Here is a 21,234-nt window from a genome sequence, read left to right as displayed (position 1 = left end):
CCTGCAATTGGTTTGGTTACGTAAATCGTGTTCATTTGTAATCATTTTAGAACACACCATTCCAGTACATGACCAAAGTTACCGAGTTCATTCGCCAGGCAGAAGGCAAGACACTCTTTTCGATCGAGATCATCCCACCGCTGAAAGGTCAGAATATCAATGAGCTGCTGAATTCAATTGAGCCTCTCATGGAATTCAATCCGCCATTTGTAGACGTAACCTATCACCGGGAGGAGCTAATTGACAGGGTTGCGGCGGACGGAACTATTGAGCGGATCCCGATCAGGAAGAGGCCGGGAACTGTTGGTATCTGCGCCAGGATCATGGAGCGTTTCCATGTCGATGCGGTTCCGCATGTGATCTGCGGGGGGTTTACAAAAGATGAAACCGAGGATGTTCTGATTGACCTTCATTATCTTGGTATTGACAATGTACTGGTTTTAAGAGGCGATCCCGAAAAATCTGCGGGTATTTTCAAGCCCAAAGCAGGCGGACATACTTATGCTTCCGAGCTTGTTGCGCAGGTAAACGCAATGAATCATGGTGTCCTGCTGAATGCCGAAACCGAAATGTTCCCCACTGATTTTTGCATAGGTGTTGCAGGTTATCCTGAGAAACATTTTGATGCTACTAGCTTCGATACTGATTATGCCCATTTGCGTCAGAAGATTGACCTAGGTGCTAATTATATTGTAACGCAGATGTTCTTCGATAACGAAAAGTACTTTCGTTTCGTCGACAGGTGCCGGGCAGAAGGTATTACCGTGCCGATCATTCCGGGACTAAAACCTTTGGCGACACGCAAGCAACTTTCTGTTCTCGCACAGATTTTCCACCTCGAATTCCCCCAGGACCTTGTTAAAGAAGTAGAAAAATGTGCCTCTGATAAAGACGTGCGCCAGGTTGGAATTGAATGGGGCATTCACCAATGCAAGGAGTTATTGAATTACGGCGTGCCTGTCCTGCATTTTTATACAATGGGGAAGTCGGATAATGTGGCTCAGATTGCCAGACAGGTTTTTTGACTGTGATTATTCGTAACACACGGCTGTGCCATTGGCGCTCACCATCAGCATAGAGCTGTTCCCGCCGATTGTCTCAAGGTCTATATCAACACCTATTACCGCATTGGCGCCCAAACGTTGCGCCTGCTCCATCATTTCACGGATCGCGATGCTCTTAGCCTCCCTCAATCCCTGTTCGTAAGATCCCGAGCGACCGCCTACCACATCCCGAATGCCCGCCATGAGATCTTTGAAAAAATTGGCCCCAATGATGGCCTCGCCATTGACCAATCCGATGTACTTGGTGATTTTCTTACCTTCGATGTTCGGTGTCGTAGTAACAAGCATAGATGTCAGGTTTGGGGATGGTATAAATTCGGTCTGAATTTAGTTCATTTTCAAAATGCCGGGCTTAAAATAATGGTTTAACGGCAAAGAAGCGCTGGAAGCTGGTAATTTTCCATTATGACGGCGCGTTTCGCATCAAGACGACAATGCTGCTCCGTTTTTTTGCCTATCTGGCGTCAAATATCACTAGTTTTGTTTTTTGACAAATCTCCAATAACCAAATAATGGCACAATCAGTTGAAACAATAAACAAAATCATTCGCAGCAGGCGCAGTATTTTTCCCCCCAGCTATATTCAGAAAGACATTCCGAATGAGGTGATCAGCGACATTCTTGAAAATGCCAATTATGCCCCAACCCATAAACTCACCGAGCCTTGGCGTTTCATTGTTTTCAAGGGCGAAAGCTTAAAGAAACTGGCTGGCTTTTTTTCTGAAAGATACCGTACCACAACTCCTCCCGAGTCATATTCACAAGCCAGGTATGATGCCGCTGGTGAAAAAGTCCTCAAATCCAACTGTGTAATCGTTATCAATGCAGCGCTTCACCCCGATAAGCTTCCGGAGTGGGAAGAAACGGCCTCGGTTGCCTGTGCGGTGCAAAATATGTGGCTCACAGCTACTGCTTACGGCATTGGTTCTTACTGGAGCAGCCCGGGTGTGTTAAATGAATTGGGCGCATTTCTGGGAATCGAAGACACACAAAAATGCCTTGGGCTCTTTTTTATGGGATATCACGATGCCCCCGAAGTTCCTGCCCGCCGTACCCCAATTGAAAATAAGGTTATCTGGGCCGAATAATGGCGAAAAAGAGAACGATTCTTCGAACAGCTTCTCTTTCCAAATCATTTGGGACGAATCTTATCCTTTCTGATATCGATGTCCGCCTTCATACCGGGGAATGGTTGGGGATACTGGGAGAAAGCGGCTCGGGGAAAAGCACTTTGCTCCGCATTCTGGGAAGGTTTGTGGATGCGGAGCATGGTAAAGTCTTTTTTAATGAAGAAGAACTAAAACCGGTTAGTGGCGAGTTGATTCCAGGTCACGATTCAATCAGACTGATTCATCAGGAATTTGAGCTTTTTCCTAATCAGACGGTAGAGGAAAATATTGCTTACTCTTTACGGTTTTACGACGCCGGGTACCGCAAGGACAAGGTGTCGGAATTGCTGGCGATGGCCGGTCTGGAATATGTGAAAAATCAGAAAGCCAAATTACTTTCCGGTGGAGAAAAACAAAGGACGGCCATTGCGAAAGCATTGGCTGAACAGCCGGATGTCTTGCTGCTGGACGAGCCGTTTGCGCATTTGGATAATCATAACAGGCGGGTTTTGGGCGATGCTATTGAAGGCTTGCGCAGGCAGCAAAAAATGAGCTGTATTTTTGTTACACACGAGGCGTCGGATGCGCTGGCCTGGTCGGACCGGATCGCGGTGTTGCGGAATGGAAAGATCATTCAGACCGGAACGCCCCAGGAAGTATATAATCAACCCATAGATAGTTATGTCGCGGAATTGACCGGCGACATCAACTGGGTGGAAGCGGGGAAGGATAAGAAGTCTTGTTTTATCCGGCCTGAAAAAATAAAACCTACAAAGTATTCTGAAAAAAGTAAATGGGAAGGCAAAGTGGAGGCCATCCGTTTCCATGGCAACCATTGGGAAATACGTTGTTCCAATGGAAAAGAGAACTTATCTTTTTACCGCAACAAACTGAGCCTGGAAGTAGGTCAGCAAGTTTTCCTGACTTACGCCGCAAAGGATCTCAGGAGCATCTGAAAGTTACAGATTAAACCAGAAGGATATTTTTACTGCAAAAGGAGTAACATTCGGATTCTTCAAATAGGTTAGGCGGTGTATAAAATCAATACGGCCTGCTTTAAAAATATTATCAATTCCGTAACCAAGTTCCAGGTAAGGCCTGTCTTTCAGCTTGCTGAAAGTCTGGATTTCATTGCCTGACTCGTCTGTGGTAGTGGTTAACGCGACATTGGCGTCACTTGTGCTTCCATAGAATACGCGCCCTGTCGCCAGCATTCTCAACTTCAATTTACGTATGGCGGGGATCCTGTTGAGCAGCAAACCTTCGAAATTATGTTCGAGCCTTACAGCAATATACCTGTCGCTGATGAACTCAAAGTAGCGCATGAGGTTATACGCATTTTCGACATAGAACAGGGATTCGTTCCCTAAAGGCGTATATAAAAGCGGATAGGGAAGGGTGGAGGGGATATAGCCAAAGGTGACATTGTAATAGGTGCGACCTATCACGCCCGCCCTGAAACTGTGTTTGATATTGAACGAAACCTTTTGGTAATTGAAATCGCCTCCCAGGAGATTCTTGATGCCCAGCGTATATCTGAGGGTGAAAATCGGCGAGTTCCCGTTGCCCATACTGATCCTTTCATTGTCATTCTGCAGGAAAGTTTCTTTGTTTGCCAACCTTGTTTCAAGATTAATTTCCGTAATATCAAACGCGCTTTTCAGAGGCGACTCGATTCCGGCTTCGGGAATAGTCCTGTAAGAAAACGGAAACAATGGACGAAATGCCCGGTGCCTGATCTGAATGCTGCCCGTGAAGCCTTTAACGACTTCCCGTTTGAAATAAGCCGAAATATCTTCCTGCCAATAGGGCCTGCGAAATGCGCCGAAACGGGAGAATGCCCCAAAAATGGTGTTCGGCCCAATGGTTTCCGCCGAAACGCCCAGCCTTTCCAGGTCTTTGGAATAGGAAATGCCAGCTATTGTCCACGGCTTCCGGTCGATGATGTAGTCCATTCCTGCGCCATATTTGAAGGCTTTGTCACGGGTTCCGTAAGCACCATAACCGCTGAAAATCCATTTCCTGCTAAATCCCGGGTCGGTCCTGAAACCTAGCCTGAACCGGTTGCCTTCAGTTGCATTATTGGCGTATAAAAACAGATAAGGCCCTATATCGATATTCCACTTATCGATTTTTTTATAACCGTTTACAAAAACATTCAGGATCTCGGTGTAGGTTTTGACGACCGGCAGGACTTTCAGGGAATCAACCAGTTGAAAGGTCAATTTTTCCGTCGAACTCAACGCTTCCGGACGGCTTTTGATCCAGAAAGTCGAATCGGAATCCTTATAATCCTCTTTCAATTCGATCGCAGTGTCGTAAAACTTGGTGTCATAAGGTGCATTAATCTTGTATTTGGAATTGGCCGAATAGAATTTCAGAAGCATCCCGGCGGTTTGCTTGGTAGGTTCATCCACATCAATCAGTACCCTGGTTTTCAAAGGGATCCAGGTTTTTTCATCTGGGAATAGCTCATAGGACTGTTGGATCTTTATCTTTTCGATAAAGTTGAGATTCGCTTTTTTTCCGACACTGACGTCCATTTGGGTTAATGCAAATGTGGCCCCATCCACCCAAAATGACCCTGTAAACGCGAGGTCCTGCTCTTGCCGAGGCTCGAATTCAATATGGTAGTCGTAAGTGGTACCATTGTAGATACTGTCGGCCAGGTAATATTCATAGTATAATTTCCAGCTGTCGGAAATGGGCGACACAAAGTCTTTGGAAAGAATATTGAGCCAGTTGTTGTAAAAATTATATTGCTGAAAGGAAGATCCGATGAGCTGAGAAACCAGGCTCCCATCCGTAAGTCCGACGCCGGAAACTTTCGTCTTGTTGATAACCTCCTTTTTTTTTCGGGGGTTTTTACGATAAAAAACATTCGAGACAGATTCAGAAATGAAGATCGGGATAATTGTTTCCCCGTTTTCACCCTTTACCTGATCGTATTGGTCAAGGATACGGGTCATTTTCTTGACTGATTTCCTGCTCCTGAATTTTTCTGAGAGGTTATCGATATCGATCTGGATCTTATTATAGCTCTCGTATTCATAGGCATCCAGATTGTCGGCATTATTTATGTTCTTATTGGCAACGATTTTACGGATGATTGCAAATGCCGGGTTTTCGCCGGCGAATATTTTCACCTCCTTCAATTGAGTGGTCCCCGGAAGGAGTTGGATATCAATAGTCTGCTCAGCAAGATTCGGGTTAATAACCTGGCTCCTGCTCTCATAGCCCACGTAGGTAGCCTGAATAGAATCCGCTGGTAAGGTAAAGCTCAGCTGGTAAAATCCGTCAAAGTTGGTGGTGGTGCCAAATGTAGTTGCCTTGATCCCAAGGTTTGCAAATGGGATCGGATCACCGGTGCTTGCGTCGGTAACCCTGCCTTTGATCACGTAAGTGGTTTGCCCGGAAGACTTCAAGCAGTAAATGAATGCAAATAAAAATAAGGAAAGTCTTATCAGGAATAGAGCGGACCTTTTAACCGGCGCTTTCAAAGTAAATTTTTCCTCATCACTATTCCTCATTTTTTTCTGATCTCCCTATTGGACGTTACATCAGCTGGCGGTCGCAGGATATGGACATCCAAAACTGCTTTTGGGCGCGCCAGATATTCCCGGATCAGCGTCCGGATCGAATAACCGTCGGGTACATCCTGCGCTGCGAACGAAATAGCGTTAATTCCTTCATTATGGGCAATATACAATGCCCTAGCATTATGAAAATTTTGTGAAATGATCGTGAAATTATCCTGATTGAAAACCTCTTTGCACCGGATAATCGAATCAAAAGTTCTGAAACCAGCATAATCCAAAGTCATCACGTTCTCAGGGATTCCAAGGTTCAGCAATGCCCGTTGCATATCGAGCGGCTCATTGTAATATTGTGAATCGTTGTTGCCGCTCAGAATAATGTATTTGATTTTTCCTTCTTTGAAAAGGCGCGCTGTTGCTTCCATCCGGTATTTGAAAAAGAGATTTTCTTTCCCCTTTTCAGAACTCCTGCTCGTCCCTAACACCAGTGCAACATCATTGGAGGGTAAACTTTCGATGGAAAAATAACTGTACTGACGTGTATTATACACCACCCAGAGGTTACAGAGCAAGATGAAAACCATGCAGACAAACAATAAGGCCAATATGATTTTGATCAACTTTTTCACCTCTGTTTCGGATCTTTCCTTCTGAATTGATTGAATTTCTGTCCGTTTGTCCCTTTGCGTACTTCATGATGTCTTTTTTACTGACTGTACGCAGGCTTTGTCACTTTCTGTTGCTTATCGTTACTGAATGTTTTAAAAAATTGAGTTATTCAAAAAGCCCCAGCTGACTTTTAGAAGAATCGGAGCCCTTTTTACTATCTTTTTTAGATTTTGAAGCGTTTTGTTGCTCTTCATCCTCCGTCTCCGGCTCGATGTTATCTTCTTCCGCGATGGTCTCTTCAGTTAAGGTAGCGGTATTTTCCTCTAAAGTCGCGGAAGAAACATCATCAGACAATTCCGTGTCCTCCTCCGTTTCATTTACAGCCGCATTGACTTCTGTTTTCTCTTCCACCGGATCTGGGACAGGAGGTAGCCAGTGGATGTCTTTGAACTTGTCATTAGGCAATTTGCTTCCCATGGCCCGCCATCCTCTTATCTCAACCATTTCCTCAATGATATAGGTTACGCTGGTTTGTTCTTTTTGGGCTGTTTTGGGGAAAACAATTTCCAGTCTTGGGCGCTTATCCGTACTCGCTAACAGCAACTTACTATTTTTAGAATCGCTGATGAAGACGAATTTTTTGTCAAGCGACGAAGTTTCAATGTTGAAACGCTTGATAAAATGTTGTTTTTGGGCGCCGTCGAAGTAAACTGCAGTGATTGGGAGCGTTGGCTCAAACTTTTTGACAAGCAATACTTCGTTCGGGACATAATGATTGGTGAGATCAAAATTAGTCAGTTCATAACTCCCGTCTTTATAAATGACGAGAATGCTGTCCGACGGGCCAAAATTTCCAAGATACTCTCCCCGTTCATCCCGGTTAAGCCGGCCTATAGTAGGATCAAACCACATATCTACACCTCCCAGTGTAGAGCGTCCCGCCTGTTTCAACGTAATTTTCCGGACGGGGTATTTGGTCAGGATATTACCCATCGCACTCCTGTTCTTGATCAGTAACTCAGCAAAATTGAAGTCAAACTGTTTCACTTTCGCCTTGCTTTGCGCTGTCAGGTTTACAGTAATGATCTCCGCCTCACCATTATCGTTAGCGGTAAAGTAGGTGATTTTGGATTTGGGCGATCCTTGTGAAAGATCATATTCTCGATCCCGTGTTACCGCTGTGATCTGGCACCTTTTGATGTAGGAAACCCCCGTTTTTCCATCCAGATATACGAGATTATAAACCTTGCGCTCGTCGTTTTTGAGAAAAACAGAACAATGGATGATGTCCTTTCCAACGAAAACCTTCTCCTGAATCTTGATTACCAAGCACTTGCCGTCGCTTTTGAAAACGATCACATCGTCGATGTCCGAACAGTCCATCACATACTCGTCCTTTTTTAAACCATACCCTATAAATCCTTCCGCGCGGTTTACATAGAGCTTCTGGTTATTTGCGGCAACGATATTTGCGGATATCTGATTAAACGCCCGTATTTCCGTTTTTCTTCCTCTTCCTTTTCCGTATTTTTTGAGCAAATCCCTAAAATAGTCGACTGCGAACCGGGTAATATTGGCGAGGTTATCCTCTGTTTCGGCCAGGTCTTCCTGCCATTTGCGCATCTGCTCGTCGGCTTTGAAGCCGTCGTATTTGGAAATACGTTTGATCCTGATCTCGGTTAGCTCGATGATATCATCATCCGTAATTTCTCTGTAAAACTGGGCCTTGTATGGTTCAAGACCTTTGTCTATTGTCCGGATTACCGCCTCAAAAGTTTCGCATTCCTCGATATCCCGGTAAATGCGGTTTTCGATGAATATCTTTTCAAGAGAACCGTAAAGGATCTTTTCTAAAAGAGCGAGCTTTTTTATTTCCAGCTCGCGGTTCAATAAATGAACAGTTTGCTGGGTGTTGTATTTCAAAATATCGGTTACGCCTACAAAATGAGGTTTGTCGGCAATGATGATGCAGGCATTGGGGGAAATAGAAACCTCGCATTCTGTAAAAGCGTACAAAGCGTCCATCGTGATATCCGGCGACACCCCAGGGGCCAGATGCACCTGGATTTCAACTTCAGCGGCCGTATTATCAACAACCTTTTTGATTTTGATCTTGCCCCCATCATTGGCTTTAATAATGGAATCGATCAGTGAGGTAGTGGTGGTGCCAAACGGAATGTCACGGATCACCAGCATTTTTTTGTCCTCTTCCTCAATTTTTGCACGCACGCGTACCTTTCCTCCACGATGGCCGTCATTGTAGTTGGATACATCAACCTGTCCCCCGGTCAAAAAATCAGGATAGATGATTACTTCCTTCCCCTGCAAAATATTGATCGAGCCTTCGATCAGCTCGCAGAAATTGTGGGGAAGTATCTTGGTAGACAATCCAACCGCGATCCCTTCAACGCCAAGCGACAATAACAGTGGAAATTTTACGGGGAGCGTAACTGGTTCGCGTTTGCGGCCATCATAGGAAAGCTGCCATTCAGTGGTATCGTCGTTGAAAACGATCTCTTTGGCAAAACGGGAGAGCCTTACTTCAATGTACCGGGCCGCTGCAGCGCTGTCACCCGTGCGGATATCGCCCCAGTTTCCCTGGGTATCAAATAATAATTCCTTTTGGCCAATATTAACAATTGCATCGTAAATCGACGCATCTCCATGCGGGTGGTATTGCATCGAAGATCCCACCACATTTGCTACTTTATTGAAACGACCGTCGTCCATTTCGTTGAGCGCATGCATAATGCGCCGCTGAACGGGTTTGAGGCCATCTTCAATGGCGGGAACAGCGCGTTCCAGAATTACATATGAGGCATAATCAAGAAACCAGTTTTCATACAAACCCGAAATGGGTAATTTATCATGCAATCCGCTATCTTCTACGTCAGGCGTAGCTCCGTTTTCGTCCATAAATGAAGGAGGAACCAGGTTTTAAGTACTCAGTAAATTTAAAGCATCAATCTCACCGGCTTTCGCGGAAGAACTGATCCGTTCCGAGGAGCGAAACAGGGCGAAAATGATCGAAAGATGTGTTTGATTTATCTGCTAATATAGCAATTAAAGCGATACTTTTTAGTTTTCCGAATCCGGTGCCGACGCATTGAGGACGGTCAGCAGCTCACTGATCATCATGGCCGTCGCACCCCAGATTTTATACCCCTGGATCATATAGTGAGGTGCATGTACCTGTTCGCCACGTATTTGGATATCACTGGACCCGATGATGTCCACATCGGAAATCTCTTTCAGTTTGATCTCGAAAATATCTTCGACTTCACGGGCATCGGGATAATAATCGGGGCGATAGGGCATGGACGCAACCACCGGCAAAACATAGAAATTGCTGGCTGGTATAAAGAGTTCAGTTAGGATTCCCAGAATCTGGACATCATTCAAACGGAGGCCTACTTCTTCCTGTGCCTCTCTCAATGCTGTACGTACCAGATCCTTATCACCCGGCTCATAACGGCCACCCGGAAATGCGACTTGCCCGGAGTGTACGCCGTCGTAAGCAGGACGAAGGATGAGAGGAAAATAAATATCGTTTTTGTGCGGATAGAACAAAACCAGAACAGCACTCTTGCGGGTACGTGCATTGGGTTTGAAGGTAAGTCTAAGCCGTGTGGAAGCCTGCATGATCTGGTGGGCCGACTCACCGGGAAGCGGGTATTTCAGTTTTTTTGTCAATTGTTCCGTAAACAAAGAAAAGGATGCTAGTGTGGCCATCTAGTGGTTGAGTATTAAAACTTATTGGTGCAGCTATATTTTAACGTAATATAATTCCCTTTTAGAGCCGAAAAGGCTTTCGATACTTCAATCTTCACCTATTTCCTGCTAATGGATACTTTCCCTGCGCGCCCTACTTCAAAGTCATTCAGCAAGTCAATGATCTCGTTTTCCAAACGATCAAACCAGGCCAGCGCATTTCAAATAGTATCTCCTAAATCACTTACGGCATACAAATCAGCTTGATCGGATCAGACTTGTTGAATTTTCATATCGCATTCTTTTAACGATTTGCCTATCACATCAGCTTACTTAATTCGTCACTTGATTATCAGTCTTTATTTTACTCAGCCAGTGTTTCGGCCAATAGCAGGTTTTTCGTTTTCATTCCGAAACTTTCCATTAAGTGGACCGCGTTTTATTCGAATTTAGCAATTCCATCTGAATTTCGAACGTGAATGTGGGCCGGCAAATGTTCGAGACTGGAAAAGAAGAATTTCAGTCTGAATATTTCAGGTATAGGTACGTCTATTCGTGAAATTCCAATGTAGAATAACACAAATATAATAATTACCTGTTTTTATAGTAAGTTATTGTTTTGAAGCAGCCATGCAGAGCTTCGCCAACTGTTCTGCGCATCTTTCGCCATCCATGGCAGCGGACATAATGCCGCCCGCGTAACCGGCCCCTTCGCCGCAGGGAAACAGCCCTTTTATCTCTGGATGTTCGCAACTGTCTCGTTCTCTGGGTATTCTGACCGGAGAAGAAGTGCGGCTTTCTACGCCAATCAATTGTGCGTCGGGAGAAAGGTACCCTCTCATTTTTCTGCTGAAATCCGAAAGGGACTCTTTTAGAGGGAAAGCTATATTAGGAGGGAGAACCTCGTACAGGTCGACGGACTGAAGGCCAGGCTGATAGGAGGTTTCTCTCAATTGAGAAGACATTTTATTTTTCACAAAATCAATTGCCAATTGAGCAGGTGCAGTTTGGGTAGAACCGGCAAGCTTACAGGCAGCCTGTTCTATTTCTTTCTGAAATTGCAAGCCAGCCATTGGGCCAAATTCTCTATAAGGCTCCAAATCTTCGTTTTCGACCGAAACTACTAGTCCTGAATTGGCATAAGGCGAATCCCGACGGGATGGCGACATACCATTTACAACCACTTCTCCCGCAGCGGTTGCCGCAGGAACAATAAATCCGCCGGGGCACATGCAAAATGAGAAGACGCCACGCTGTATGCCTTTGTAACGCGTTTGAGTCACCAGGCTGTAAGACGCTGCCGGGAGATAAGGGCCGCGGTCTGTTTCGCAATGATACTGGATCTTGTCAATTGTGTTTTGCGGGTGTTCAATGCGCACGCCCATTGCAAAAGATTTGCTTTCGATCAGGATATTTTTGGCGTGCAGCAGCTGATATATATCCCGGGCTGAATGTCCCGTTGCGAGGATTACGCCAGTACCTAAATGTTCCTGCAAATCGCTGGTTACAACACCTTTAATTTGCCCCTGGTTGACAATCAGGTCGGTTACTTTGCTGTCAAAGTGAATTTCTCCTCCTGCTTTGAGGATACTCTCCCGCATTTCGGACACGACTACCGGCAGCTTATTGGTGCCAATATGCGGATGAGTGTCAATCAGGATCTGCTCGCTCGCCCCGTGGTGGACAAATATCTCCAATACCCGCCGGATGTCTCCACGCTTGTTAGATCGGGTATATAATTTTCCATCCGAGTAAGTCCCCGCCCCGCCTTCTCCAAAACAATAATTGGATTCAGGATTGACGAGATGGTCCTTGTTAATGGCAGCCAGGTCCCTGCGACGTGCGCGGACATCTTTCCCCCTTTCAAAAATGACAGGTTTGATCCCAAGCTCAATCAGGCGCAGCGCAGCGAACATTCCCGCCGGGCCGCAGCCAATGATAATGGCCTTCGGCCGGTTGCTCACGTCCTGATAATTAATCTTCGCACTGATCAGTGATGGGGGCAACTCATTGATGTAGATTTCCGCCTGGACATTTACCTTAACCTGACGACTTCTTGCGTCGATGGACTGGCGCGTTTTTCTGATAACCGGGTTGTCGCCCTGGCGAAGACGTAGTTTGTTAACAATATGCTGACGAAAGTTCTCGTTGTCCAGCGCGATTTCCGGCGCAAGAGTAAGCTGAAGTGTTTGATGCATTGGAAAGGGATTTATCCTTTAATCATACAAAGGTAAGGAGCCTGGGGAATTCAAGCAGGTAACATTCGATGATTTTGATCTTTGGTATGATAACAATAGACCAGTATTTATCTAAAAAATGTCAGCAAACCGTCGTGAATTCCTTAATACACTAGTCGTTTCGGCCGGAGCGACACTTCTGGCGGAGCCAGCATGGACCCAGAGCAAAGCGGCTACCATGCCGGTTTCCTGTAACCAATATTCCTGGATTACTTTTTTCGCGAGGGAGGGCAGGGATTGGGGTGCAAATCCGGATGTATCATTGTCGGAGTATGCATCTACTGGCTTGAAAGCCTACGAGCCTGCATTTACGGCAGCAGATGAAGTAGGAAAGCTGTTGCCGTATCTCAAAAAATATAACTTGTCCATGCCGTCGGTTTATGTTAATACCTCATTATACCAGGCGGATCAGGCTACAAAATCAATAGAATCGGTTTTGGCGATTGCCGATGCATTAAAGCCTGCGGATACAAAGATTATTGTTACCAATCCTAGCCCAATCAAATGGGGGGGTGATCAGAATAAGTCGGATGCGGAGCTGACTGAGCAGGCAAGAAATATGGATAAGCTTGGTGCGGAGCTGAAAAAAAGGGGGATGAAACTGGCCTATCACACCCACGATGTGGAATTGCGGGCCGCTGCACGGGAATTTCACCATATGCTCCTGGCAACGGATCCGAAAAACGTTTCATTATGTCTGGATGTGCATTGGGTTTACAGAGGTTCAGGCAATTCCCAGATCGCACTATTCGATGTAGTGAAACTATATGGCAAACGGATTGTCGAATTGCACATAAGGCAATCAAAAGATGGAATCTGGCAGGAAAGTTTTGGGGAAGGCGATATCGACTATGTGAGACTTGCCAAATCGCTTAACGAACTGAATGTCAAGCCACACCTTGTTCTGGAACAATGCCTTGAAAAAACATCTCCAAGGACGATGAATGCCATTGAAGCACACAAGATTGATCAGGTTTATTTGAAAAAAGTATTCGGGTCTTAGGCGCTTTGTTCCGGGACTTGTATTTCTGTTTTCCCCTCTGAAATGTTCTTGACTACCTTTTTGCCGAGTTCAATAAAGGGTTTCTCTATAAATTTAAATATCAGTGAACATACCATCAGGCAGACGATGATTACCAGGCAAAAGGCCAAAGCAGCAATCGTAAGCTTTGATAAATTCATTCCAGAGGTAATTTGGATAACAAGCCTCAATAATATGCCAATGAGTAGTGTGTGTATAAGATATAACGAGTAGGATAGTTCGGCAGCACGGACTGCAAGTTTACCTGACAGAAGCCGCCTGAAAAAATTCAGCACATTGAACATCCAGCCTGGAATTAACGATTGTAGTTCATCAAGAAACAGGAAAGTCAGAAAAAAGCAGGAAATGAGATTGATCACCACATGTTGAAAGGGCCATATTGAAAACAAGACAATCGTCAGATAAGCAGGATTCAATTTCTTTAATTTTACACCTGCCGAAATCATCCCCAGCAAGAATAGAGGCATGCAGCAGGTTAGGATGGATGGCAGTTTAAAGTCTGGAAGCCCGAAATAATGCGTTGCAAAATTAATTGCTCTCGGCGATGTCATAGCAATAACCCAGAAGAGCAGTATGGAAATAACCAAACGTTTTTGCATCACATATGGATTAGCAAATGCAAAGAGAAATACAAACGGAAATAGAAAATAAAACTGCATTTCCAGCGATAAGCTCCAGGTAACAATGTGAATGGTGTAGTGAAAAGACGGAAAAAGGCCGTGCACCAAAAATATGTGGGAGATCAAATCAGCCAGGCCAGGTGGCCCGTCAGGTTCAAAGCCCCAGAGACTTTGACTTCTTCCCAGGAAAAAAATAAGATTCTTTTCGTTAAGCTCCTCAAGGCTCACAAAATTGAAGAATGCTAACGATAACGTTAATATGTAAACCGGGTACAGCCTAAAAAACCTTCTAAGCCAAAATTTAATGAATGTTCCAATGTGGTCCGATGGCTCCTTTTTTTCTCTGTCCATATAATTATAGGCCATCAGGAACCCGGTAATAATCATAAACCCATAAACCGCAAGAATGGGATTATCAAATGTTTTTAACAAGACGGGTGGCAGCTTGAAAAACATACGGCCTCCCAGATGCCTGTAATAGTGGCCGGCAACAACCCATAAGGCCAGTAAAAATCGGAAGCCGTCAAGGAATTTGATGCGATTCAAATCAACTGTTTTGTTCTGGCGCATGGAAAATTTCTAATGTAAGAGAAAATTATCCAAAGAATAGACAGTTGACTTTCCTAAGACGAAAGCAATGAGCGATGGGCAGGTGACAGTGAGTAAACGGTAGTAAAGGGTATTTACAGGAGAAATTTGGAAGTGTGTAGATCGGAAGGAGGATCTTGGTGTTCTGAACAGGAAATTTGGATGAGCCGGTTAAGCCTGAATCTCCTTCTGCAGATCTTTGCTGGTCTTCCGTGAACCATCCGGCGACCAGCCAGGCGCTTTCAGCAAATATTTGACCTTGGTTTTTAAATCAACCGGCTGATTGAAATCCTTGCCTATTTCCTTCCATTCGTGAAAAATAGTCTCAACAAGATCCTCATTTTCGATAGACTTTGTTAAGCCATATTTAGGAGGTACAGTTGGGATTTCTTCCTGAAAAGTCCCGAAAATCCGGTCCCAGACGATCAGGCACATTCCCATATTCTTGTCCAGATATTGCACATTGCTCGCATGGTGAACCCGGTGATGCGACGGCGTTACCAGGATGTATTCCAGCCAGCCCAGTTTATTGACGTATTCTGTATGGACGATGATACCATAGATCTGCGTAATAGAATACATTACAATAATATCGGCAGGATCGAAACCGGCCAGTGCCAGCGGTATGAAATAAACGAAGCGGTACAAAGGCTGAAAAACGGACGACCTGAAACCGGTGGTCAGGTTAAAATGCTCCGAAGAATGATGGGTTACATGTACAGCCCAAAAAAGCCTGCAGTGGTGGTCCACATAATGTAAGGTATAAAAAGCCAGATCTTCCAGCAAAAACAGTAAAAACCAGTAGATATACGGGTTTGCAACCGGAGAAACCAGGGCGAGGTTATAAAACCAGATTAAAATGCCCACATAAACAGCCCTGAAAAGCAGGTCTACACCACCATTGACCAGCATCAGTACAGCGTTATGGAAGCTGTCGCGAAACGAATAAGAGCGACGGCCTGAAACTTCTGAGTGGTGATTGCTGTAGGTAAGAAACACTTCCAGGGCAATGAGTACAACGTAAAAGGGCGTTGACAGCTTTAATACGAGATCCTCAAAGTCATAGGTGCCAGGCATAGCAATTGTTACGAATAGTATACAAAGATAGTTGAGCGTTGAAATGTAAAATTTACAGTATTAATTTCTAAGAATTTTTTAATCTCCCCAATTATTCTGGTTTTATCTGATAAAGACACTCCAATCATCATAAACCCCTATTAATGGATAATCCTTCTCAATGCTTTTCGTAGTTCTTCATTCTTATGTTTTTTCTGAAGAATGATCGGGGCCGCGATACGCTCCCGACAATCAAACAGGGAGCACCGCTCACAAGTCTGGTTCACCTCCCTTGAATGCAGATTCGGATCATCCAGGAAGCCCAGTTTCTCCTTCGTCTGATCATCCAGATAAATGCCCATGGACACGCTTACATTCAAATTTGGGGTTGGCGACATGGGTTGTGCAAAACTGATCACGAGGTATTGGTCTTTCGTATCGATATAGGTCGATTTTTGAGCTTTGCAGAGTATTCGGGGCTGTTCTTTGTTTTGAATAATTTCCCCCAGATCATTCAGGATCGTCAATGCGACCCAACGGCGGCAGTAATGTTCATCTTTCACAGTGTGCGGGTAATGCTTTCTGGAAATATGCATTTCTTTCGTCATATCGAAGAGGTTTTGCCCTACGAAATTGTTGAAACGGGAAAAGAAAATCTGGTTGATCCCGAAGTAACGTGGCAAGATATTGCTGAGCCGGTAGCAAAAAGACTCAGGTGTGGTATTGAAATGATGGATGAGTTGAATCAGCTTTTCCGGCTGCCATGTTTTTTGCCCGAAAAAATCAGAAACAGCGGGTACAAGCAAACTTCTTTTGATAATGATTGCGCTTGCAAAATAGGAAGCCCTGAAATTGTTCAGAAGCTGCTCGAAAGTCTCAGCTTCTACGAGCGCAGTGGTATGCAGCCTGTTTTTAAGATTTAAGTACAGATAACCGATTTCGCGCCCGTAAATAAATGCACGTTGTACGGACGATAAATGCATATTGACGAGCAATTTGTTGCCGATGGCATTGGTGATCGTCAGTGAGCGGACACTTGAAAATTCGGGATTAACCCTTTCATTGATTTGTTCGATGGTGTAGTTGTAGCGGATTTTCAGTGTTTCGGAAAGATAATTTTCATCCAAAAGTCGTTCCGCTTCCACGCCGTTTTCCTCTAAAAACCGCTCTGCCTCCAGCTCGATATCCTCAAAATAGTTGTCGTGCATCTCCTGGTAGGTGCGGAGTGCCGAGAAATAGAATTTCTCGATCGACATGTTATAATTCCGGGCGATCTCAATCAGCGTCCCCACAAAGGCACTGATTTTCATAGGAGCATCGGACAGAATTTCGAGCAGGTTGGCTGGGTCGATGCCAAAAAGCTCCAATGGAAGCTCAGTAAGCACATTGGAGCTTAATAAATCGGAAATCGGTTCCAGCCTTTTGCTGAGTTTCAGCGAGACGAGCGTGTCATAATCCACATCGATGGCTTGCGCCAATGCAAGTATTTTATCGGATTTCGGATATTTCTTTCCTTTTTCAATTTCATTGATATAAGAAATGGACAACCCGGATTTCTGGGAAAGTTCGCTGAGCGACATTCCCTTGTCTAACCGGAGCTGCTTTAATTTTAGTCCGAAAACCAGTCTTACATTGTCTGTGTTTATTGCCACTTTGCTGGGTTGAATGGGCCTGGATGGATAGGGTTTCGCTTCCAGGCAATTTAAATAAAGATACGCAAAAGTAGACATCTGATCGAATTCACTGTTGGTTCCTGTAAAACAAAGACGGAATCCATCATCGATGGATTCCGTCTTTGGCAAATTTCAGAGAATGGTTACAGAATGGAGAAACCAAGTGTGGCCTGGAACAAATTGCCTTTCTTCCCGAATTGCGAAGCCGTTGTCGAATTGTTGAACTTCACGTTCGCGATTTCGGTGAAATTTCCTTCATAGCGGACGTCGAGCATTAGGCGGCCAAAGTCAAACCCTACACCGGCCTGGTAGCCGTAAGCAACCCTGTTTTTAAATTCTGCACTGGAATTAGACCCTGTAAGCACATTAAAGGAATCGTTGATCTTTCCGTTATTGGTCATTCGCAATGAAGCCATAGGTCCCACATTGATACGGAAGAACCGCGCGATCCGGACACCAAATAGCACTGGCACGTCCAGATTGGAGAAACGTACGTCTACTTTTTCGCCACCATTCTGTACGCCATCTTCGTACACATTGAACTTACCGCCCTTTTGAGAAAGCAAAAATTCTGGCTGCACGTAGAAAGTTTTTCCAAAGCGGAAGAACACCCCACCCACAAACCCCAGCGATCTGTTGTCGTTGTCTTTGAAATTGAAAGCCGTCTCAGGGGAGTTAAGGGACAAGTCGTTACTGCCGTTAATATTGGATAAGTTCGCACCAGCCTTGATGCCAAACCGAAAGGCAGGATCGTATTGAGCTGTTGCCGAGTAGCTCACAATCATCATCGCACACAGCGCAATCATAATGTTTTTCATAGTAATCGTAGTTTTAAAGTATTGATGAATATTAGGATTATTTAAAAACCTGTGCCGAGTGTAAACAGTTGTTTTGATAGCTAAAATGGGTATTCAATTCTACAAAGCATGTTTCGTGGCTTGAATTTGAATGTTATTGCGGCACAGATGTCCTTGATAAACCCAAAAAGGCTATTTTTGCGGTCTCTTTTTTTAACTGGGTTTTGTAAACCGTCTGTCCGTGGAGGATTGACCTTCCGATTTTGTACGAAATTTCGGAGGGAAAATTAAATATCAATAATCATATGAGCGAGTATAATCATCGGGAAATAGAAAAGAAATGGCAGGATTACTGGCAGGAGCGGGGTACATTTCACGTGCATAACCAGTCGGAACTGCCCAAATATTATGTGTTGGATATGTTTCCCTACCCTTCAGGGGCGGGTTTGCATGTAGGCCATCCGCTGGGTTATATCGCTTCGGATATTTATTCGAGATACAAGAGACTGAAAGGCTTCAACGTGCTTCATCCAATGGGGTTCGACAGTTTTGGTCTTCCAGCCGAACAATATGCGATTCAGACAGGCCAGCATCCTGCTGTAACCACCGAGCAAAACATTACCCGGTATATCGAGCAATTGAAAAATCTCGGGCTTAGCTACGATTGGAGCCGGGAAGTCAGGACATCAGACCCTACCTATTATAAATGGACGCAATGGATCTTTATCCAGCTTTTCAATAGCTGGTATAACAACGACACGGACAAAGCAGAGCCGATTGAAACTTTAACAGAAAAATTTGACAGTCAGGGTAATCAAAGTGTAAATGCACCCCATGACGAAGATACACCTGTTTTTTCTGCGGATGAATGGAAATCCTGGTCCGAGGAAGAGCAATATAAGATCACATTGAAATACCGGCTTACTTACGTGGCAGATGCGACGGTGAACTGGTGCCCCGGATTGGGGTCTGTGTTGTCCAATGATGAGGTGAAAGACGGGGTGTCCGAACGCGGTGGATTTCCGGTGATCCAAAAGCTGATGCGCCAGTGGATGATGCGCATCACGGCTTATTCACAACGTTTACTGGACGGCCTGGACACGGTCGACTGGACCGATTCCCTGAAGGAGCAGCAGCGCAATTGGATCGGACGCTCGGTAGGCGCGTTGGTAAAATTTGCCATTGACGGGCATGGAAACAATATCGAAGTTTTTACGACCCGTGTAGATACCATTTATGGGGTTACTTTTATGGTTCTTGCGCCTGAGCATGAACTGGTTGATGTTATTACCACACCAGGTCAGCGTGCGGACACTGATGCATACATCACGACGACACAGAAAAAGTCAGAACGCGACCGGATGTCCGATGTAAAGACCGTTTCGGGAGCGTTTACCGGGGCGTACGCGATCAACCCTTTTAATGGGGAGAAAGTGCCAGTTTACATTGCGGATTATGTTTTGGCGGGGTACGGCACGGGTGCAGTGATGGCCGTCCCTTCGGGCGATCAGCGCGACTGGAATTTTGCAAAACATTTCGATCTGCCCATTATCCCTATCCTGGATTCCCAGAAAGATATTGAAATACAAGCTGACGCTACCAAAGACGGCAGGTATATCAATTCGGGAATGATCAATGGACTGACTTTTCATGAAGCCAATAAAGTGCTGATCGGCTGGCTGGAAGAGAAAGGGATTGGAAAGGGGAAAATCAATTACCGTTTGCGTGATGCGGTTTTCAGCCGTCAACGGTATTGGGGCGAGCCGGTTCCTGTTTTTTATAAAAATGACAGTTCTGGTCAGCCTTTGCCTTACTTATTGGATTTGAGTGAACTGCCGTTGAATTTGCCGGAAGTGGATAAATATCTGCCAACCGAAAATGGCGAGCCTCCACTAGGCCGCGCGCAGGATTGGGCTCATGGATCGGGGAATGGTTATGAACTGAGCACCATGCCCGGTTGGGCAGGTAGCAGCTGGTATTGGTACCGTTATATGGACCCACAAAATCAGGAAGAGTTTGCATCCGAGAAGGCGATCGATTACTGGCGTAATGTGGATTTGTATATTGGAGGCACGGAACATGCTACCGGGCATTTATTGTATAGCCGTTTCTGGAATAAATTCATGAAAGACCGCGGTTATGTTCCGGAAGAAGAGCCTTTTAAAAAGCTGATCAATCAGGGAATGATCCAGGGGCGGAGTAATTTTGTGTATCGGGTAAAAGGCGACGATTATACTAAGCCAGTATTTGTAAGCGCAGGTTTAAGATCTGAATACGAGGTTTCCTCATTGCACGTCGACGTGAATATTGTCGAAAACGACGTGCTGGATATTGAAAAATTCAAAGCCACACGTCCCGATATTGCGGGTGAAAATGCTTCATTCATTTTAGAGGACGGCAAATACATTTGCGGCGTCGAAGTGGAGAAAATGTCCAAGTCGAAATTTAATGTCGTGAATCCGGATGATATCGTAGAACGATATGGTGCAGATACCCTGCGTTTATATGAAATGTTCCTGGGGCCACTGGATCAGGCCAAACCATGGAATACCAACGGGATCGACGGTACTTACAAATTCCTGCGGAAACTTTGGCGTTTGTTTTACAGCGATATGGGCCAATGGATTGTAAAAGACGTTCCTGCAAAGCCCGAAGAACTGAAAATCCTGCATAAGACGATCAAAAAGATCGAGGAGGATATTGAGAACTTCTCATTCAACACGGCAGTGAGTGCTTTTATGATCTGCGTGAACGAGTTGAGCAGTCTGAAATGTCATAGCAAATCAGTCTTACAGGAATTAGTCGTGCTGTTATCACCTTATGCGCCGCACATTTCCGAGGAATTGTGGGACGCGTTGGGGAATGAAAAGGGAATGGTATCCAAAACCGCTTTTCCAAAATGGGAGTTGCAGCATGTAACGGATGCTGTGTTCGAGTACCCAATCCAGATTAATGGAAAAGTGCGGGCTTCATTATCATTCCCTATGGATACCCCGGCTTCGGAAATTGAGCAGGAGGTACTTGCTAATGAAACCGTTCAGAAGTGGATGGAAGGTAAGCCACTGAAAAAAGTGGTGGTGGTGCCGAAACGTATAGTTAATGTGGTTATTTAGTCCCTGAAATAATTGATCAAAAAAGGGAGGCGGGGCCAGGGACTAAATGATGTGGGGGCCCGCCCGGGTTTTGGTTGGG

General features: G+C 45.0%; 15 protein-coding genes. 5 read left to right on the top strand and 10 right to left on the bottom strand.

Features of this window, described 5'->3' with window-relative positions; all coding sequences use genetic code 11:
* The first annotated feature begins 68 nt into the window (after window positions 1–68).
* Complete coding sequence (gene metF / locus AC1XUF_RS31790; RefSeq protein ID WP_483345917.1) at window positions 69–1,025, top strand: methylenetetrahydrofolate reductase [NAD(P)H]; 957 nt, start codon at window positions 69–71, stop codon at window positions 1,023–1,025.
* A gap of 6 nt (window positions 1,026–1,031) precedes the next feature.
* Here metF and AC1XUF_RS31785 read toward each other — a convergent pair whose 3' ends face one another.
* Entirely contained in the window at window positions 1,032–1,352 is a 321-nt protein-coding gene (locus AC1XUF_RS31785) for a heavy metal-binding domain-containing protein (RefSeq protein ID WP_483345916.1), read from the bottom strand.
* Between the two features lie 224 nt (window positions 1,353–1,576).
* On the opposite strand from AC1XUF_RS31785, the gene AC1XUF_RS31780 reads away from it, so the two are divergent.
* Window positions 1,577–2,152, top strand: coding sequence for a nitroreductase family protein (locus tag AC1XUF_RS31780; RefSeq protein ID WP_483345915.1), 576 nt, complete (start codon window positions 1,577–1,579; stop codon window positions 2,150–2,152).
* Window positions 2,152–3,129, top strand: a complete 978-nt coding sequence (locus tag AC1XUF_RS31775) for an ABC transporter ATP-binding protein (protein ID WP_483345914.1) — start codon at window positions 2,152–2,154, stop codon at window positions 3,127–3,129. Before AC1XUF_RS31780 ends, AC1XUF_RS31775 begins: the two co-directional genes overlap by 1 nt.
* 3 nt (window positions 3,130–3,132) lie before the next feature.
* Here AC1XUF_RS31775 and AC1XUF_RS31770 read toward each other — a convergent pair whose 3' ends face one another.
* The 5 genes from AC1XUF_RS31770 to AC1XUF_RS31750 form a co-directional block, all read right to left on the bottom strand.
* A complete protein-coding gene (locus AC1XUF_RS31770; protein WP_483345913.1) occupies window positions 3,133–5,703 on the bottom strand; it encodes a DUF5686 and carboxypeptidase-like regulatory domain-containing protein in 2,571 nt (856 codons plus the stop codon).
* On the bottom strand, window positions 5,700–6,293 hold the full coding sequence (locus tag AC1XUF_RS31765; RefSeq protein WP_483345912.1) for a SanA/YdcF family protein: 594 nt from the start codon (window positions 6,291–6,293) through the stop codon (window positions 5,700–5,702). Before AC1XUF_RS31765 ends, AC1XUF_RS31770 begins: the two co-directional genes overlap by 4 nt.
* A gap of 190 nt (window positions 6,294–6,483) precedes the next feature.
* Window positions 6,484–9,234 carry a DNA gyrase/topoisomerase IV subunit A gene (locus AC1XUF_RS31760; RefSeq protein ID WP_483345911.1) on the bottom strand — a complete coding sequence of 917 codons (2,751 nt, stop codon included), beginning with the start codon at window positions 9,232–9,234 and terminating at the stop codon, window positions 6,484–6,486.
* A gap of 162 nt (window positions 9,235–9,396) precedes the next feature.
* A complete protein-coding gene (locus AC1XUF_RS31755; protein WP_483345910.1) occupies window positions 9,397–10,050 on the bottom strand; it encodes an NUDIX hydrolase in 654 nt (217 codons plus the stop codon).
* 590 nt (window positions 10,051–10,640) lie between these two features.
* Complete coding sequence (locus AC1XUF_RS31750; protein ID WP_483345909.1) at window positions 10,641–12,227, bottom strand: NAD(P)/FAD-dependent oxidoreductase; 1,587 nt, start codon at window positions 12,225–12,227, stop codon at window positions 10,641–10,643.
* A 118-nt stretch (window positions 12,228–12,345) separates the two neighbouring features.
* Between AC1XUF_RS31750 and AC1XUF_RS31745 the strand changes: the two genes are divergently transcribed.
* On the top strand, window positions 12,346–13,269 hold the full coding sequence (locus AC1XUF_RS31745; protein WP_483345908.1) for a sugar phosphate isomerase/epimerase family protein: 924 nt from the start codon (window positions 12,346–12,348) through the stop codon (window positions 13,267–13,269).
* Here the strand turns inward: AC1XUF_RS31745 and AC1XUF_RS31740 are convergent.
* The 4 genes from AC1XUF_RS31740 to AC1XUF_RS31725 form a co-directional block, all read right to left on the bottom strand.
* Window positions 13,266–14,474, bottom strand: coding sequence for an acyltransferase family protein (locus AC1XUF_RS31740; RefSeq protein ID WP_483345907.1), 1,209 nt, complete (start codon window positions 14,472–14,474; stop codon window positions 13,266–13,268). The genes AC1XUF_RS31745 and AC1XUF_RS31740 overlap by 4 nt on opposite strands.
* Before the next feature lie 213 nt (window positions 14,475–14,687).
* Complete coding sequence (locus tag AC1XUF_RS31735; protein WP_483345906.1) at window positions 14,688–15,593, bottom strand: sterol desaturase family protein; 906 nt, start codon at window positions 15,591–15,593, stop codon at window positions 14,688–14,690.
* 140 nt (window positions 15,594–15,733) lie between these two features.
* Window positions 15,734–17,224 carry a helix-turn-helix domain-containing protein gene (locus AC1XUF_RS31730; protein WP_483345905.1) on the bottom strand — a complete coding sequence of 497 codons (1,491 nt, stop codon included), beginning with the start codon at window positions 17,222–17,224 and terminating at the stop codon, window positions 15,734–15,736.
* A gap of 164 nt (window positions 17,225–17,388) precedes the next feature.
* A complete protein-coding gene (locus tag AC1XUF_RS31725; RefSeq protein WP_483345904.1) occupies window positions 17,389–18,063 on the bottom strand; it encodes a porin family protein in 675 nt (224 codons plus the stop codon).
* 284 nt (window positions 18,064–18,347) lie between these two features.
* Between AC1XUF_RS31725 and leuS the strand changes: the two genes are divergently transcribed.
* A complete protein-coding gene (leuS, locus tag AC1XUF_RS31720; protein WP_483345903.1) occupies window positions 18,348–21,155 on the top strand; it encodes a leucine--tRNA ligase in 2,808 nt (935 codons plus the stop codon).
* Window positions 21,156–21,234: the final 79 nt, after the last annotated feature.

It is taken from the genome of Dyadobacter sp. HNCC25DJ185 (assembly GCF_056895195.1).
This window is presented reverse-complemented; position numbering and strand designations above follow the sequence as displayed.

Bases quoted from the DNA above. Each gene is read 5' to 3' on its own strand.
- AC1XUF_RS31780 (WP_483345915.1), top strand. From the start codon at position 1,577: ATGGCACAATCAGTTGAAACAATAAACAAAATCATTCGCAGCAGGCGC.
- AC1XUF_RS31745 (WP_483345908.1), top strand. From the start codon at position 12,346: ATGTCAGCAAACCGTCGTGAATTCCTTAATACACTAGTCGTTTCGGCC.
- AC1XUF_RS31775 (WP_483345914.1), top strand. From the start codon at position 2,152: ATGGCGAAAAAGAGAACGATTCTTCGAACAGCTTCTCTTTCCAAATCA.
- AC1XUF_RS31755 (WP_483345910.1), bottom strand. From the start codon at position 10,050: ATGGCCACACTAGCATCCTTTTCTTTGTTTACGGAACAATTGACAAAA.
- AC1XUF_RS31760 (WP_483345911.1), bottom strand. From the start codon at position 9,234: ATGGACGAAAACGGAGCTACGCCTGACGTAGAAGATAGCGGATTGCAT.
- AC1XUF_RS31785 (WP_483345916.1), bottom strand. From the start codon at position 1,352: ATGCTTGTTACTACGACACCGAACATCGAAGGTAAGAAAATCACCAAG.
- metF (WP_483345917.1), top strand. From the start codon at position 69: ATGACCAAAGTTACCGAGTTCATTCGCCAGGCAGAAGGCAAGACACTC.
- AC1XUF_RS31750 (WP_483345909.1), bottom strand. From the start codon at position 12,227: ATGCATCAAACACTTCAGCTTACTCTTGCGCCGGAAATCGCGCTGGAC.
- AC1XUF_RS31735 (WP_483345906.1), bottom strand. From the start codon at position 15,593: ATGCCTGGCACCTATGACTTTGAGGATCTCGTATTAAAGCTGTCAACG.
- leuS (WP_483345903.1), top strand. From the start codon at position 18,348: ATGAGCGAGTATAATCATCGGGAAATAGAAAAGAAATGGCAGGATTAC.
- AC1XUF_RS31770 (WP_483345913.1), bottom strand. From the start codon at position 5,703: ATGAGGAATAGTGATGAGGAAAAATTTACTTTGAAAGCGCCGGTTAAA.
- AC1XUF_RS31725 (WP_483345904.1), bottom strand. From the start codon at position 18,063: ATGAAAAACATTATGATTGCGCTGTGTGCGATGATGATTGTGAGCTAC.
- AC1XUF_RS31765 (WP_483345912.1), bottom strand. From the start codon at position 6,293: ATGGTTTTCATCTTGCTCTGTAACCTCTGGGTGGTGTATAATACACGT.